A 14,861-nucleotide genomic window follows, 5' to 3' on the forward strand; every position below is an offset into this window, starting at 1 on the left:
ATAATCAAATGATTAACGATAGTCGATTTTTGGTTTCCTATTTTGGAATATTCTTCTATAATTAGTGTATTTTTGTTTTTCAATTTTCAATTTCTAACTAAAGATTTCCGAACTATTAGGAATACCGAATATGAGCTATTTCTCTTCAGATTTTAAACTTGGCATTTTAGGTGGCGGACAGTTAGGCAAAATGATGCTTTACGCCACTAGAAAATTTGACATTGCCACAAAAGTCATTGATTCTAGTAAAGATGCACCATCACGACTCGCTTGTGACGAATTTGTTCAAGGTGACATTTTAGATTATGATACTGTTTTAGAATTTGGACGTAGTGTAGATTTGCTCACTTTTGAAATTGAAAACGTTAATGTTGATGCACTTGAAACTCTTGAAAATGAAGGCAAAAAAGTATACCCATCATCAAAAACACTAAGAACAATTCAGAATAAAGCCACGCAGAAATTATTCTATACAGATCATCATATTCCTACTGCACCATTTTCGCGATTTGCATATGCTTCAGAAATTGAGGATGCCATAGATAATGGAGGATTATCGATTCCGTTTGTGTGGAAAAGTGCTCGATTTGGATACGATGGACAAGGTGTGAAAGTCATTAGAACTATTTCGGACTTAAAAGAATTACCAAATACAGAATGTATTGCTGAAGCATTGATTCCATTTAAAAATGAGCTAGCGGTAATTGTGGCAAGAAATGAAAGTGGCGAGATAAAAACCTATCCAACGGTCGAAATGGAGTTTCATCCCGAAGCCAATCAAGTAGAATATGTATTATGTCCTGCGCGCTTGCCAGAACATATTACCAATAAAGCTGAAGCATTAGCTTTGAAAGTTGCAGACGCATACAAACATGTCGGACTTTTAGCTGTTGAAATGTTCTTGACCAAGGATGATGATGTATTGGTTAACGAAGTTGCTCCAAGGCCTCACAACTCTGGACATTACAGTATTGAAGGTAGTTTTACTTGCCAATTCGAACAGCATTTAAGAGCCATCTTAAATCTACCTTTAGGAAAAACCGAAAGCACAGTAGCTGGTGTTATGGTAAATCTTGTTGGAGCAGAAAACCACACTGGCGATGTACTTTACAAAAACATAGAACATATTATGGCTATGGATGGGGTAACACCGCATATTTATGGAAAGAAACAGACCAGACCTTTTCGTAAAATGGGGCATGTAACCATCATTGATAAAGATATTAATAAAGCTAGAGCAATTGCTCAAAACGTAAAAGAAACCATACAAGTAATAAGCAAATAATTATGAGTAAAGTAGGTGTAATAATGGGAAGCAAAAGCGATTTGCCAGTCATGCAAGACGCTATTGATATTTTAAAAGGATTTGACATCGAAGTCGAAGTAGATATTGTATCTGCACATCGTACACCAGACAAACTTTTTGACTATGGCAAAAATGCACATGCTAGAGGCATTAAAGTTATTGTTGCCGGAGCTGGAGGTGCTGCTCATTTGCCAGGTATGGTAGCATCATTATCACCATTACCAGTTATAGGCGTTCCTGTTAAAAGTAGTAACTCCATTGATGGTTGGGATTCTATACTATCTATTTTACAAATGCCTGGAGGTGTTCCTGTAGCTACAGTAGCCTTAAATGGCGCAAAAAATGCAGGGATTTTGGCTGCTCAGATTTTAGGGTCAAGCGACAAGTGTATTTTAGATAAAATTCAAATCTACAAAGAGGGCTTAAAAACTAAGGTTATTGATTCTGCTAAAGACCTATAATTAAGATTTAAATTGAAATATTGGAGATACATTTTTGGGTTACTAGTTGTATTCAGTTGTAATGATAAGAAAGGCCTTGACTTACCATTAGAGGACTATAAAAACGAAATTAAAGCATTAAACAGTAAAGATTACTACAACTATTGGGAAGCCCTAAATAATTTTGACCAAAAAGTCGTGGTGGAAGCTAAAAATTATAAAGCCTACGATTCATTATCACTGGTTACGCTTATTAAATCTGCTCTTTTTTATGAACTTAAAGGCGATTCAATATTTAAAGCACCTAATAGTTATAATGAGTTCTTTTTTATTCACAACCTCATACCAAAATCCAATTTAGATTTTTGGCCCTTATTGATAAAACAAAAAGAAGTTACGGGAAAATTACTGATGTTTCCATCTTATCAACTAGAGGGTCTCACTGGCTCCTTTTATGATTATTCAGTATTTGGACAAGATAGTATTTACGACAGTCTCTTGTCTAAAATTAAACCTAAGTCTGAGACGAAATTAAGTGAAGCTTTAATTGATACCTATATAGAAACCAAACGTATTCAAAAATTGTCTATAAAAGAAAACATTGGTGCTTGGCATCGAAAAAGATTTAAAAGTGAAGCCTACGAAGCTCCAAAAGGTCATTTTGAGTTACTGAAACTATCAGATGATGGCTATTACATAAGATTTAATAAAGCAGGTTTTAGACCGGTAGACATTATAGACAAAAACAATAAAAGCTTAACATTTAAACCAAAGCACGACCCTTTTGGTTGGTATTTTGTGCTTAATAATGATGGTAATTTAAGTTTATACAATGAGAAAAATGCGTTATTAATAGCATACACCAAAGTCTAACTTCCACGGATACACATTTATTTTAATAGTAAATATCAATGAACATTCTTAATCAATACTTCAACACCTCATACAATACAGCTCCATTTTCTAAGATAAAAACTCAAGATTTTTTACCAGCTTTTAAAACAGCTATCGGAAAAGCAAAAGCTGAAATTGATGCTATTGTACAAAATTCTGAAATTCCAACATTTCAAAATACGATTGAAGCTCTAGATTATTCTGGTGAAGAATTAGATAGAATATCGAGTATATTTTTCAACTTAAATTCTGCCGAAACTAATGATGAGATTCAGAAAATTGCCCAAGACGCTTCGCCTTTGTTATCAGAATTTAGTAATGACATTACACTTAACGAAGCACTATTTAAACGTGTCAAAGCGGTTTACGATTCTAAATCTGACTTAAACTTAACTACTGAACAAAAAACACTTTTAGATAAAAAGTACAAAGGTTTCGCAAGAAATGGTGCAAATCTATCTGAGGACAAGAAGAAAAAACTTCGTGAAATAGACAAAGAACTAAGCCAATTAAAGCTAAAATTTGGCGAACATATCCTAGCCGAAACGAATGCGTTTGAAATGCTTCTAACCAAAGAAGAAGACCTATCGGGTTTACCTGAAGGCGCCAAAGAAGCTGCCAAGCAGATGGCTGAAAGCAAAGGGAAAGATGGTTGGTTAATTACTCTGGATTATCCGAGTTATATTCCATTTATGACCTATGCAGATAATCGTCAATTAAGAGAAAAGCTCTCTAAAGCTTTTGGCAGTAAAGGCTTTAAGGGTGACGCTTTAGACAATCAAGACATTGTTCTTAAAATTGCGAATCTCAGAAATGAGCGTGCACAATTATTAGGTTATAAAACACATGCGCATTTTGTCCTAGAAGAACGCATGGCCGAAACGCCAAAAAATGTCCAGAATTTCCTTAATGAGTTGCTTAAAAAAGCTAAACCAGCAGCTGAAAAAGAGTTTGAGGAATTAGAAAAATTTGCAAATTCTATTTCTGGGTCAGTGAGCGGAGTCGAACTGCAAAAATGGGATTCGGCCTACTATTCTGAAAAATTAAAGCAAAAGCTATTCAGTTTAGATGATGAACAATTAAAACCTTATTTCAAATTAGAAAATGTAATTGATGGTGCTTTTAGTGTTGCTGAAAAATTATTTGGGTTACATTTTGAAGAAATTGATACTATTGACAAATACCACAAAGATGTTTTAACATATAAGGTCATTGACAATTCTGGTGAGTTGGTTTCAATTTTTTATGCTGACTTTTTCCCACGAGCAGGAAAGCGTAATGGTGCTTGGATGACCTCTTTTAAACCACAAATGATTAAAGATGGACATAATCATAGACCTCATGTGTCTATCGTTTGCAACTTTACAAAACCCACAAAAAGCAAACCTTCTTTACTAACTTTTAATGAGGTTACCACTCTATTTCATGAGTTTGGTCATGCATTACATGGCATGTTGGCTAATACGACTTATCCAAGTTTGTCTGGAACAAGTGTCTATTGGGATTTTGTAGAATTACCTAGTCAGATTTTAGAAAACTGGTGTTACGAAGAAGAAACTTTAAAACTGTTTGCTACGCATTATGAAACTGGTGAGGTTATTCCGATGGAATTGATTGAAAAAATAAAAGCTTCTGCAACATTTCATGAGGGCATGCAAACCTTACGTCAACTGAGCTTTGGAATGTTAGATATGGCTTGGCATGCACACGAAAATCCTTCAGAAGTATCTTCAGTAAAAGATTTTGAAAACAAAGCCTTTGCGGGCACAAATCTTTATCCTGATGTGACAGAAAACTGTATGAGTACAGCTTTTGCACACATCTTTCAAGGTGGATATTCTTCAGGATATTACAGTTACAAATGGGCTGAAGTTTTAGATGCCGATGCTTTTGAATATTTTAAAGAAGAAGGTATTTTTAATAAAACCGTAGCCAATAAGTTTAAAGCGTATGTATTATCTCAAGGTGGTACAGAAAACCCTATGGTTTTATACAAAAAGTTTAGAGGTCAAGAACCTAAACCCGAAGCCTTATTAAGACGTGCGGGATTGATAAAGTAAACTCACTAATCATTTTTCAAATTTTATATACTTCAAAAAAATAAAATTTCAATAATTATTGAAAGTTTAAAAATTATTGTATATTTGTCATATGCAATACCAAGAAGCAAAAGAAAAATTTATAAGTACCTGGGGAAGTTTAGGTACACTTTGGGGCATCAATAAAGCGATGGCTCAGATACAAGCTTTGCTTTTTATCTCTACAAAGCCTTTATCTATGGAAGATATTATGATAGATCTTAAAATTTCTCGTGGTAACACGAGTATGAATTTAAGACAGCTTATGGATTGGGGTATTGTGACTAAAGTATTAGTCTCTGGAGAACGCAAAGAGTTCTTTACTACAGAGAAGGATGTCCAAGAATTAGCGCGCATTATAGCAAAGGAAAGAAGTCGAAGAGAGATAAAACCTGTCATTAAGGTCTTAGATGAAGTCTCATCAATTAAAAATGATGGCACAGAAAAAACAAAAGAATTGATTAAACAAACTAAAGCTTTAAAAGAATTGACTGATGATTTAGATACACTAATGAATAAGTTGGTAAATCAAAAACAAAATTGGTTAACAAAGTCTGTTTTTAAACTCATGAAATAGAGATATATTTTTTAAATAAAATTTTCAATTTTTTCTGAAAGTTTAAAATATTAGAAATTATGAAAAACTTACATACAACAAACAAAGTTTTAACCCTATTGGGCTTGAGCATCTCATTAACCTTTTGGGGAGGTATTTTTGCTTTACCAATACTTGGTCTGGCTCAAATAATTATGTCAATTATAATCTTTAGAAATAAATCTTCACTTAGTGAAGAAGCAAAAAAATTGTTCTACTTATACATTACAGTAACAATAACTCTAGCTGGAACTTTTAGAGTATTAGGCGAACTTAAAAGTCTTGAATCATTAATGCTATTGTTCGTTTGGATGTTTGTTTCTGCATTTTTAGCACTATTCCATCTTTACATAACGCATAAAATAAAAGTTGAATATAAAACGCCACAAGATGAATAAATTACTAAAAACAGAATATGGAATAATAGAATTTTCGTGGAACAAAACATTCTGGTTATACATTATAGTTCTTCCAATAATATTTATTGACTTTTACAAGTTCTCTTCTCTAGATTTAGCATTTAATATCTTTTTACTATTTGCAACTGTAGGAATTGGACACTCTGTAGGTCTACACAGAGGAATTATTCATAAATCATACAAAACATCCAAAAAATTCAGACAATTAAGTTTATATTTATTTGTACTAACAGGTCTAGGAAGTCCATTGAACTGGTTAAAACAACACTATTTTAGAGACTACTGGCAGAATAGACTAGACTGCCCAAGGTATTTCCAATACAAGCATTCACTATTAGCAGACTTTTGGTGGAATCTTCATTTAACATTCATACCTAAAGATATAAAAAAGTATAGTATTCCCAATGAAGACTTAAATGACCCATTTGTCTTATGGTTGCATAAGACTTGGTATATCCATTACATTATTTTCTCATTAATTGTATTCATATTTCTTGGATTAAACAGTATGCTAATAGCTACATCTTTAAGAACATCTACCATTATTTTAGGTCATTGGTATATAGGCTATGCGTCACATAAATATGGCTATGCAAGACATAAAATAAAAGATGCAGACGAAAGTGGCTTTAATGATATTTTACTTGGCTTAATATCTTTTGGCGAAGGGTTCCATAATAATCATCACTCATATCCTAACTCTGCAAAATTTTCATCAAGATGGTATGAGTTAGACTTTGGATGGACATTAGCATGGTTTTTATCAAAGTTGAAAGTTATTAAAGAGGTGAAAACTCAAAAAAATAATTTAAAACATACTGCATCAGAATATAAAACAACATATTGGCAATTCCCTAAATTTTAATGTTATGAGCACACAAACATTATATTATAATAATCATTCAGAACAAAACAGAATAGAAATGGTAGACTTCTATAACGAAGCTACAGAAGATTATGAATTTTGGAGTAACGATTATAACATGCACTTTGGATATTTCATTCCATTTAAAACCAATGTATTTAAACGAGATTCAATGCTAAACGAGATGAATACTCAAGTCCTCAAGCGTTTGCATATTGGAAAACAAAAAAACAGACTTGTGGATTTAGGTTGCGGTATGGGAGGCACAATGCGGCATGCTTTAAAACGCTATAAAAGCATTATAGCATATGGTGTTACATTATCGGACTTTCAAGTAAAGCAAGGCAATGAGTTGCTCAAAGGAAAAAATGGCATCATTCTAAAAGAAAATTACAACAACACCTCTTTTCAATCTAATAGCTTTGATTCTGCTGTGGCTGTAGAAAGCTTTTGTCATTCGGGTCATAGTTATAGTTCTCTTAAAGAAGCTTATAGAGTTCTAAAACCTGGTGGACGATTAGTCATTGCTGATGCCTTTCTTAAAAAAGAGAACAACAAACTCTGTAGAGGCAGTAAATATTCATATAAAAAACTATGTGATAATTGGAGTTTAGAAAAACTAGAAACTCATACTTACATTCAAAAAAGCTTGAAAGAGATTGGTTTTAAAGATATTACTGTAGAAGATGTGTCTTTTAGGGTTGCACCATCTGTATTACATGTTCCTTTTGCAATTACCGGCTTCATTCTGGGAAAATTATTAAGATTAAAATCAATTAAGAAAGAGAGCCTGCATAACTTAAAAGGGTCCTTTTATGCACTACTTACCGGATTACATATGAAAAGTTTTGGATATTACATTATAAGCGCAACAAAATCAAACACCTATAACTAATCAGAATTCTCATTTTTTTATCCTATTTTTATGCCTGAAAATTACGCCCAGAGCAATGGCAGAACACACTATAAATCCTAACGATTGGATTAAACTTTACTCCGATTATCTATTTAACTATACAATTACGCGTGTTAGTGATAGAGAAATCGCCCAAGACTTAGTCCAAGAAACCTTCTTGGCAGGATTAAAATCTATGTCAAACTTTAAAGGCGAAGCTAGTGAGCGTACATGGCTAATAGCTATTCTTAAAAGAAAAATCATTGATCATTATCGAAAAATAAATTCTAATAAAGGAAAAGCTGAAGTGCGTATGTCTTACAACAGTGATACTGAAACTGAAGGTGATTGGTTAGAAGAACGTGTTGCTGACCCTTTTGACAAAACTGCTGAAGATAAAATTGAGAATACCGAATTAGGTGTAGCCATACATAATTGCTTAGGCAAATTACCCGAAAAACAAGCACAAGTTTTTAAAATGAAAACTTTATTAAATTATGAAACTGAAGCCATTTGTAATGAATTGGATATTACTGCGTCTAACCTTTGGGTAATTATCCATAGAGCAAGAACAGCTATGGCTAGTTGCATGGAAGAAAATTGGTTTTAAAAATGAAAAAAAGTATATTATTTATAACCTGTGAAGAAGCACATCATATTTGTGATAAAAATCAATATGGTGAGGCAACATTATGGGAAAGAGTTAAACTCGGTATAAGATTATCCTGGTGCCAGATTACTAGAGCTTATACAAAAAGAAACAATAAATTAACTAAGTTAATAGAAAATTCTGATGCTAATTGTTTAAATAGCGAAGAAAAAGATAATCTGCAAAAGCAATTTGAAAAAGAATTATCTAAGCAAAAGTAAAGTTCCTAACCAAAATATTGGCAAAGCCTCTACCCAAAACGCACTATAATATTTATGCTGTTTCTTTGAAGAAAATATTAAAAAAAGTAATGTAATAAACATTATCATTAAAGTTGAAATTACAGATATCTCATTAATTTCATCTTTAAAAAATTCTAACATTATAAAAACCATTAATAATAGTACCCCTATTATTTTGGTTTTTTTTATGCCTATTTTTTGAGGTATTGTGGCCAGTTTTAAGCTGTCATAGTTCAAATCACGGATTTCAAAAGGCAGCATTAAAACCAATACGTAGCAAAACCTCTGAAAAAGTGTTACACTTACATCCGCTGATAACTCTAACTCAGCATTAATAATAGGTAGCAACACGGTTACAAAAGCCCAAACTAAAGCTATTATATAAATTTTTGCGCCACTTATTTCTCTTAAATTTTGCTGTTCATCAAACAGGTATCTTTTAGGGATTAAAGGTATCGCATACAAAAATGTGGCAACCGCTAGAAAACCAATTAAAGTTAAAGTTCTTAAATTAAGCTGAAGTAAGTAATAACACATAAACACAAATGCCACTGCAGAAAACAATTGAATAATACGTAACCAATTGGCTAAACTCCTATGATGAAACTTTGCCAAACCAAAATACTTTATAAAATTATAGGCCGTAATAGTAGCAAAGAAGGCAAAATATAGCACATTTTCGTCATAGGGTAAATCAAACGAAATCAAAGTAACCCACGTCATCGCATAAACAGCTAAAGCTACATGTATGCTACTGTTTATATAAAAATTAAAAACGGACTTAATAACCTTCACATCGTAAAAATAACTAAAGTGTTAATAACGTACCTTTTCGGTTAAAAACTTTAGTTTTCATTAACTAAAAAAAAAGGCATATTCCGTATTTTTGCATATCAAAAAATACAGCGATAAAAAGAATGGACACAACATCTTTTGCATTAAGACACATCGGCCCTAATTCTCAGGAACAAAAAGCGATGTTAAATACCATCGGTGCTACAAGTATAGAACAACTAGTATCAGAAACTGTACCTGCAGATATTCGTCTTAAAAGTGATTTAAATTTAGACCCTGCATTAAGCGAGCAAGAGTATTTAAATCATATTTACGAACTTTCTCAACTTAATAAAGTTTTTAAATCATATATAGGTTTAGGTTATCATCCTACGAATCTTCCTGCAGTAATTCAACGTAATATTTTAGAAAACCCAGGTTGGTACACTGCATATACACCTTATCAAGCAGAAATTGCTCAAGGTCGTTTGGAGGCTTTGCTTAATTACCAAACAATGGTTATTGATTTAACTGGTATGGAAATTGCAAATGCATCACTTTTAGACGAAAGTACAGCTGCTGCTGAAGCCATGAGTTTACTTTTTGCAGTTAGAGAACGTGATCAGAAAAAAGCAGGTGTCAATAAGTTTTTTGTATCTGATAGCATATTACCACAAACCTTATCATTATTACATACAAGAGCCATTCCTATTGGTGTAGAATTGGTAATCGGAGATGCTGAAAACTTTAGCCATTCTGAAGATTTCTTTGGAGCATTATTGCAATATCCTGGAAAAGATGGACAAGTTTCTGACATCAAAACATTTATAGAAAATGCTAATGATGCTCGTATAAAAGTAGCTGTGGCAGCAGACATTCTAAGTTTAGTAAAACTAGAAGCTCCTGGTAAATTTGGTGCCGATGTTGTAGTAGGTACTACACAACGTTTTGGTATTCCGATGGGTTATGGTGGACCACACGCCGCATATTTTGCAACTAAAGAAGCCTACAAACGAGATGTACCTGGTCGTATTATTGGTGTTACTAGAGATTTAAATGGTAATCGTGCGCTTCGTATGGCCTTACAAACCCGAGAGCAACATATTAAGAGAGCAAAAGCTACTTCAAACATATGTACGGCACAAGTATTATTAGCTGTTATGGCTGGAATGTACGCTGTTTATCACGGCCCAAAAGGCTTAGAGTTTATCGCTGATAAAGTGAATAATTCTGCAGCAACTCTAGCAGAAGCGCTCAGCAAGTTAGGCCTTGAACAAACCAATACCTATTACTTCGATACACTTCAAATAAAAGCAGATGCTTCAAAAGTAAAAACTGAAGCAGAAAAACGTGAAGTGAATTTTTTCTACCCAGATGAAAAAACAATTACAATTTCTATAAACGAAACCACTTCAATTTCTGATTTAAACCAGATTGTTGAAATTTTTGAAAGCGTTACAGGAAGAAGCACAGACAAAATAATAGCTATTTCTGAAGTTGAAACTATTCAACATGAATTAAAAAGAATATCTGATTTTTTAACTTTTGATGTCTTCAACTCCTACCATTCTGAAACAGAATTAATGCGTTATATCAAACGCTTAGAACGAAAAGATTTAGCATTAAATCACTCTATGATTTCGCTTGGTTCTTGTACAATGAAATTGAATGCAGCATCCGAAATGTTGCCATTAAGTTGGAGCAGCTGGGGAGCAATACATCCTTTTGCACCTGTAGAACAAGCTAAAGGTTACACCACTATGCTTAGGGCTCTCGAAAAGCAGTTAAATGAAGTTACAGGTTTTGCAGGTACATCTTTACAGCCTAATTCTGGTGCTCAAGGTGAGTTTGCTGGCTTAATGGTCATCAGAGCTTATCATCAGTCACGAAATGACCATCATAGAAACATCTGCTTAATTCCTTCTTCTGCGCATGGCACCAACCCTGCAAGTGCAGTAATGGCAGGAATGAAAGTTGTCGTAACAAAAGCTTCAGATGATGGAAATATTGATGTTGAAGACTTAAGAGCAAAAGCAGAATTACACAAGGATAATTTGGCTGCCTTGATGGTAACTTATCCATCGACTCATGGTGTTTATGAATCTGCAATTAAAGAAATTACACAAATTATACATGACAATGGTGGACAGGTCTACATGGATGGTGCTAATATGAATGCTCAAGTAGGCTTAACAAATCCAGGAAATATTGGTGCTGACGTATGCCACTTAAATTTGCATAAAACTTTTGCTATTCCTCATGGTGGCGGTGGACCTGGTGTTGGTCCGATTTGTGTTGCTGAACAATTAGTCCCGTTTTTACCGACAAATCCAATTATAAAAACTGGAGGTGATAAAGCTATTACAGCTATTTCTGGAGCACCTTTTGGATCTGCATTAGCATGCATTATTTCTTATGGATATATAAAAATGTTAGGTGCAAAAGGATTAAAAAAGTCTACTGAAGTAGCTATTCTAAATGCTAACTATATTAAAGAACGTTTAGATGGTTATTATCCTACATTATATACTGGAGAAAATGGTCGTGCAGCTCACGAAATGATTATCGATTGTCGTGATTTTAAAGAACATGGTATTGAAGTCGTAGATATTGCAAAACGATTAATGGATTACGGTTTTCATGCGCCAACCGTTTCTTTCCCAGTTGCGGGAACTATGATGATAGAACCTACAGAAAGTGAAAGCAAAGCTGAGATGGACCGTTTTTGTGATGCTATGATTTCTATTAGAGAAGAAATTAATAGTATCGAAAAAGAAGACTTAAATAACGTGCTCAAGAATGCACCACATACGATGGCAATGCTCACTTCTGATGATTGGTTGTTACCATACTCTAGAGAAAAAGCAGCCTTTCCATTAGAGTTTGTTGCCGACAATAAGTTTTGGCCAACCGTAAGACGTGTTGATGAAGCTTATGGTGATAGAAACTTAATCTGTAGTTGCGCACCTATCGAAGCATATATAGAAGCATAAATTAAATAATTTATAGATTTTTGAAAGCACTCTTTTTGGGTGCTTTTTTTATGGTTTTTATAGAAATAAAGGCAAATATTAAGAATATCAAAAAAATAACCCGATTTACAATTTAAAAGCCCTGAAAGTCATTTAATTAGTTAGCTTAGCAAATTAGTTAATACAAATTTTTTCAAAATGACTATTAAAATAACAGGAACGGGAAGCTTTATACCAGAAAGCATAGAACGCAATGAAGATTTTCATGAACATCGATTTCTAAATACCGATGGTTCAAAAATTGATTATCCTAATGAAGTTATTGTCGAAAAATTTAAAGCCATCACAGGTATTGTAGAACGTAGATACGCAGACAATCAATTAACTGCTTCTGACCTTGGCTTTCTTGCAGCTCAAAAAGCTATTGACGATGCAAATATAGATATGGAAACCATAGATTACATTATCTGTGCCCACAACTTTGGAGATGTTAAACACGACACAGTACAAAGTGACATCTTGCCTTGTCTAGCTTCAAGAATAAAACATCGTTTACGCATTAAAAATCCTAAATGTGTTGCCTATGATATTTTATTTGGCTGTCCTGGCTGGGTAGAGGGTGTTATACAAGCACAAGCCTATATTAAAGCAGGCATGGCTAAAAGATGTCTGGTTATTGGTTGCGAAACATTATCTCGTGTTGTTGATAAACATGATAGAGATTCAATGATATACTCTGATGGTGCTGGCGCCAGTATTGTCGAAGCCATAGACGGAGAAGATGGCATCTTAGCGCACGAAACTGCTACATTCACGTATGATGAAGCGTATTACTTATTTTTTGGAAAATCTAACAACAAGGATATCAGCTCTGACACGCGCTACATAAAAATGCATGGTCGTAAGATTTACGAATTTGCTTTAACTAATGTAGCCCAAGCCATGAAAGACTGTTTAGACAAAAGTGGTATTGATATTTCTGAAGTAAAGAAAGTATTGATTCATCAGGCCAATGAAAAAATGGATGAAGCTATTATTAAACGTTTCTACAGACTCTATAAAGCTAAAGCTCCGGAAGATATTATGCCAATGAGTATACACAAGCTAGGAAATAGCTCTGTTGCTACTGTGCCTACATTATTTGATTTAATTAGAAATAATAAATTAGACAATCACGAGATTAATAAAGGTGATGTTATTATTTTTGCAAGTGTTGGCGCTGGCATGCATATTAATGCTATCGTTTACAGATATTAATTGTAATTCTGTTTACAGAAAGCTATCATGTATAAATATTTTCCGCATAAGCGTTATAAGCATACGCTTGAATTTTTAGAATCTCATATTTCTACTAAAGAAACTATTTTGGATTTAGGTGTCGAAAATCCATTTACAAAAGTAATGAAAGACCATAACTTTAAGGTCGAAAATACAAAAGGTGAAGATTTAGATTTTGACACTTCAACTATTGAAAATTCTAATGCCACAGTAGTAACTGCTTTCGAAATATTTGAACATTTATTGTCGCCACTTACAGTATTAAAATCTATTCAAGCAGACAAGTTAGTTGCAAGTATTCCTATGCGATTATGGTTTTCTCCAGCATATCGAAGTAAAACAGATATGTGGGACAGACATTATCATGAGTTTGAAGATTGGCAATTCGATTGGCTTTTAGAAAAAGCGGGTTGGAAAATTATAGCTTCAAAAAAATGGACAAACCCTACCAAAAAAATTGGAATTAGACCTATTCTTCGATGGTTTACACCAAGATATTATATTGTCTATGCTGAACGCATAAAAAATACTAAGGACTAATTTTCAGATTCCAAATCGGTTTGATTAGATTTGAGTTTAAGAAATTATAGTTTGAAATTTTATATTGTCATTCCAGCTCATAATGAAGAAGATTCTATTGGCTTAACATTAGATTCTTTAATTAATCAAACACATTTGCCTAGTAAAGTTGTTGTGGTTAATGACAATTCATCTGACGGTACTCAAGCTGTTGTAGAGCGTTTTGAAAATAAATTTGAATGGATGTCCTCAATTCATATGACCTCTTCTAATCAGCATATTCCAGGAGCTAAAGTCATAAATGCATTTTACAAAGGATTTGAAACACTAGATCATAATTACGATATCATCTGCAAGTTTGATGCAGATATTATATTACCTTCAAATTATCTCGAGACATTAAATAACATATTTTCTGAAAATAAAAATGTTGGCATTGCTGGTGGATTGGCATATATAAAAAAGAATAATGATTGGGTTTACGAGAACATTTCTAATAAAGATCATGTGCGTGGACCGTTTAAAGCCTACAGAAAAGCATGTTTTGAAGCTATTGGAGGACTAAAACAGTCTATTGGTTGGGACACTGTTGATACCTTACTTGCAAAATACCATAATTGGGAAGTAAAAACTGACCATAACCTAAAAATAAAACATCTCAAACCCACAGGAAACGCATATAATAAAATTTCAAAATATTTACAAGGAGAAGCACTTTATAAAATGCGTTATGGCATTTTTATTACAGTAATTTCCGCATTAAAAATAGCATTTAAGAAACGTAGTTTTAGAACTTTCTACAACTATATTTTTGGCTACTTTAAAGGAAAAGAACGAATAGTAACTAAGGACGAAGGACGGTATATCCGGAAGATTAGATGGAAAGGCATTTTTTCGAAATTGAAATTATAAAAGGCTACTCAACATCTTGAGTA

Annotated in this window: 15 protein-coding genes; 14 read left to right on the plus strand and 1 reads right to left on the minus strand. The window is 33.3% G+C overall.

What is annotated here, in order from left to right; all coding sequences use genetic code 11:
- Positions 1-130: 130 nt before the first annotated feature.
- From IEV10_RS13280 to IEV10_RS13325, 10 genes are all read left to right on the plus strand, one after another.
- On the plus strand, positions 131-1,285 hold the full coding sequence (locus IEV10_RS13280; protein ID WP_188375223.1) for a 5-(carboxyamino)imidazole ribonucleotide synthase: 1,155 nt from the start codon (positions 131-133) through the stop codon (positions 1,283-1,285).
- A 2-nt stretch (positions 1,286-1,287) separates the two neighbouring features.
- Positions 1,288-1,767 (plus strand): 5-(carboxyamino)imidazole ribonucleotide mutase, encoded by a 480-nt coding sequence (gene purE, locus IEV10_RS13285; RefSeq protein WP_188375224.1) that lies wholly within the window; start codon positions 1,288-1,290, stop codon positions 1,765-1,767.
- A gap of 12 nt (positions 1,768-1,779) precedes the next feature.
- Positions 1,780-2,619: a hypothetical protein gene (locus tag IEV10_RS13290; protein WP_188375225.1), complete on the plus strand. Its 840-nt coding sequence runs from the start codon at positions 1,780-1,782 to the stop codon at positions 2,617-2,619.
- A 38-nt stretch (positions 2,620-2,657) separates the two neighbouring features.
- Entirely contained in the window at positions 2,658-4,700 is a 2,043-nt protein-coding gene (locus tag IEV10_RS13295; protein WP_188375226.1) for a M3 family metallopeptidase, read from the plus strand.
- Positions 4,701-4,791: 91 nt separating this feature from the next.
- Positions 4,792-5,295, plus strand: a complete 504-nt coding sequence (locus tag IEV10_RS13300; protein ID WP_188375227.1) for a GbsR/MarR family transcriptional regulator — start codon at positions 4,792-4,794, stop codon at positions 5,293-5,295.
- Positions 5,296-5,354: 59 nt separating this feature from the next.
- Positions 5,355-5,711, plus strand: coding sequence for a hypothetical protein (locus IEV10_RS13305; RefSeq protein WP_188375228.1), 357 nt, complete (start codon positions 5,355-5,357; stop codon positions 5,709-5,711).
- Positions 5,704-6,597: a fatty acid desaturase gene (locus IEV10_RS13310; protein WP_188375229.1), complete on the plus strand. Its 894-nt coding sequence runs from the start codon at positions 5,704-5,706 to the stop codon at positions 6,595-6,597. Before IEV10_RS13305 ends, IEV10_RS13310 begins: the two co-directional genes overlap by 8 nt.
- A 4-nt stretch (positions 6,598-6,601) precedes the next feature.
- Positions 6,602-7,492, plus strand: a complete 891-nt coding sequence (locus tag IEV10_RS13315; protein ID WP_188375230.1) for an SAM-dependent methyltransferase — start codon at positions 6,602-6,604, stop codon at positions 7,490-7,492.
- Between the two features lie 55 nt (positions 7,493-7,547).
- Positions 7,548-8,102, plus strand: coding sequence for a sigma-70 family RNA polymerase sigma factor (locus IEV10_RS13320; protein WP_188375231.1), 555 nt, complete (start codon positions 7,548-7,550; stop codon positions 8,100-8,102).
- Between the two features lie 2 nt (positions 8,103-8,104).
- On the plus strand, positions 8,105-8,362 hold the full coding sequence (locus IEV10_RS13325; RefSeq protein WP_188375232.1) for a hypothetical protein: 258 nt from the start codon (positions 8,105-8,107) through the stop codon (positions 8,360-8,362).
- Here IEV10_RS13325 and IEV10_RS13330 read toward each other — a convergent pair.
- Positions 8,345-9,106, minus strand: a complete 762-nt coding sequence (locus IEV10_RS13330; RefSeq protein ID WP_308694226.1) for a hypothetical protein — start codon at positions 9,104-9,106, stop codon at positions 8,345-8,347. The genes IEV10_RS13325 and IEV10_RS13330 overlap by 18 nt on opposite strands.
- Before the next feature lie 194 nt (positions 9,107-9,300).
- On the opposite strand from IEV10_RS13330, the gene gcvP reads away from it, so the two are divergent.
- From gcvP to IEV10_RS13350, 4 genes are all read left to right on the plus strand, one after another.
- Positions 9,301-12,150, plus strand: a complete 2,850-nt coding sequence (gene gcvP, locus IEV10_RS13335; RefSeq protein WP_188375234.1) for an aminomethyl-transferring glycine dehydrogenase — start codon at positions 9,301-9,303, stop codon at positions 12,148-12,150.
- A gap of 177 nt (positions 12,151-12,327) precedes the next feature.
- On the plus strand, positions 12,328-13,386 hold the full coding sequence (locus tag IEV10_RS13340; RefSeq protein ID WP_188375235.1) for a 3-oxoacyl-ACP synthase III family protein: 1,059 nt from the start codon (positions 12,328-12,330) through the stop codon (positions 13,384-13,386).
- A gap of 27 nt (positions 13,387-13,413) precedes the next feature.
- Complete coding sequence (locus IEV10_RS13345) at positions 13,414-13,947, plus strand: class I SAM-dependent methyltransferase (RefSeq protein ID WP_188375236.1); 534 nt, start codon at positions 13,414-13,416, stop codon at positions 13,945-13,947.
- Between the two features lie 51 nt (positions 13,948-13,998).
- Positions 13,999-14,838: a glycosyltransferase family 2 protein gene (locus IEV10_RS13350; protein ID WP_188375237.1), complete on the plus strand. Its 840-nt coding sequence runs from the start codon at positions 13,999-14,001 to the stop codon at positions 14,836-14,838.
- Positions 14,839-14,861: the final 23 nt, after the last annotated feature.

This window comes from Winogradskyella haliclonae (assembly GCF_014635865.1).
GTDB lineage: Bacteria > Bacteroidota > Bacteroidia > Flavobacteriales > Flavobacteriaceae > Winogradskyella > Winogradskyella haliclonae.

What these genes read in the sequence shown, in the direction of transcription:
- IEV10_RS13280 (WP_188375223.1), top strand. Translation starts at nt 131, where the DNA reads ATGAGCTATTTCTCTTCAGATTTTAAACTTGGCATTTTAGGTGGCGGA.
- purE (WP_188375224.1), top strand. Translation starts at nt 1,288, where the DNA reads ATGAGTAAAGTAGGTGTAATAATGGGAAGCAAAAGCGATTTGCCAGTC.
- IEV10_RS13295 (WP_188375226.1), top strand. Translation starts at nt 2,658, where the DNA reads ATGAACATTCTTAATCAATACTTCAACACCTCATACAATACAGCTCCA.
- IEV10_RS13300 (WP_188375227.1), top strand. Translation starts at nt 4,792, where the DNA reads ATGCAATACCAAGAAGCAAAAGAAAAATTTATAAGTACCTGGGGAAGT.
- IEV10_RS13305 (WP_188375228.1), top strand. Translation starts at nt 5,355, where the DNA reads ATGAAAAACTTACATACAACAAACAAAGTTTTAACCCTATTGGGCTTG.
- IEV10_RS13310 (WP_188375229.1), top strand. Translation starts at nt 5,704, where the DNA reads ATGAATAAATTACTAAAAACAGAATATGGAATAATAGAATTTTCGTGG.
- IEV10_RS13315 (WP_188375230.1), top strand. Translation starts at nt 6,602, where the DNA reads ATGAGCACACAAACATTATATTATAATAATCATTCAGAACAAAACAGA.
- IEV10_RS13320 (WP_188375231.1), top strand. Translation starts at nt 7,548, where the DNA reads ATGGCAGAACACACTATAAATCCTAACGATTGGATTAAACTTTACTCC.
- IEV10_RS13325 (WP_188375232.1), top strand. Translation starts at nt 8,105, where the DNA reads ATGAAAAAAAGTATATTATTTATAACCTGTGAAGAAGCACATCATATT.
- IEV10_RS13330 (WP_308694226.1), bottom strand. Translation starts at nt 9,106, where the DNA reads ATGACGTGGGTTACTTTGATTTCGTTTGATTTACCCTATGACGAAAAT.
- gcvP (WP_188375234.1), top strand. Translation starts at nt 9,301, where the DNA reads ATGGACACAACATCTTTTGCATTAAGACACATCGGCCCTAATTCTCAG.
- IEV10_RS13340 (WP_188375235.1), top strand. Translation starts at nt 12,328, where the DNA reads ATGACTATTAAAATAACAGGAACGGGAAGCTTTATACCAGAAAGCATA.
- IEV10_RS13345 (WP_188375236.1), top strand. Translation starts at nt 13,414, where the DNA reads ATGTATAAATATTTTCCGCATAAGCGTTATAAGCATACGCTTGAATTT.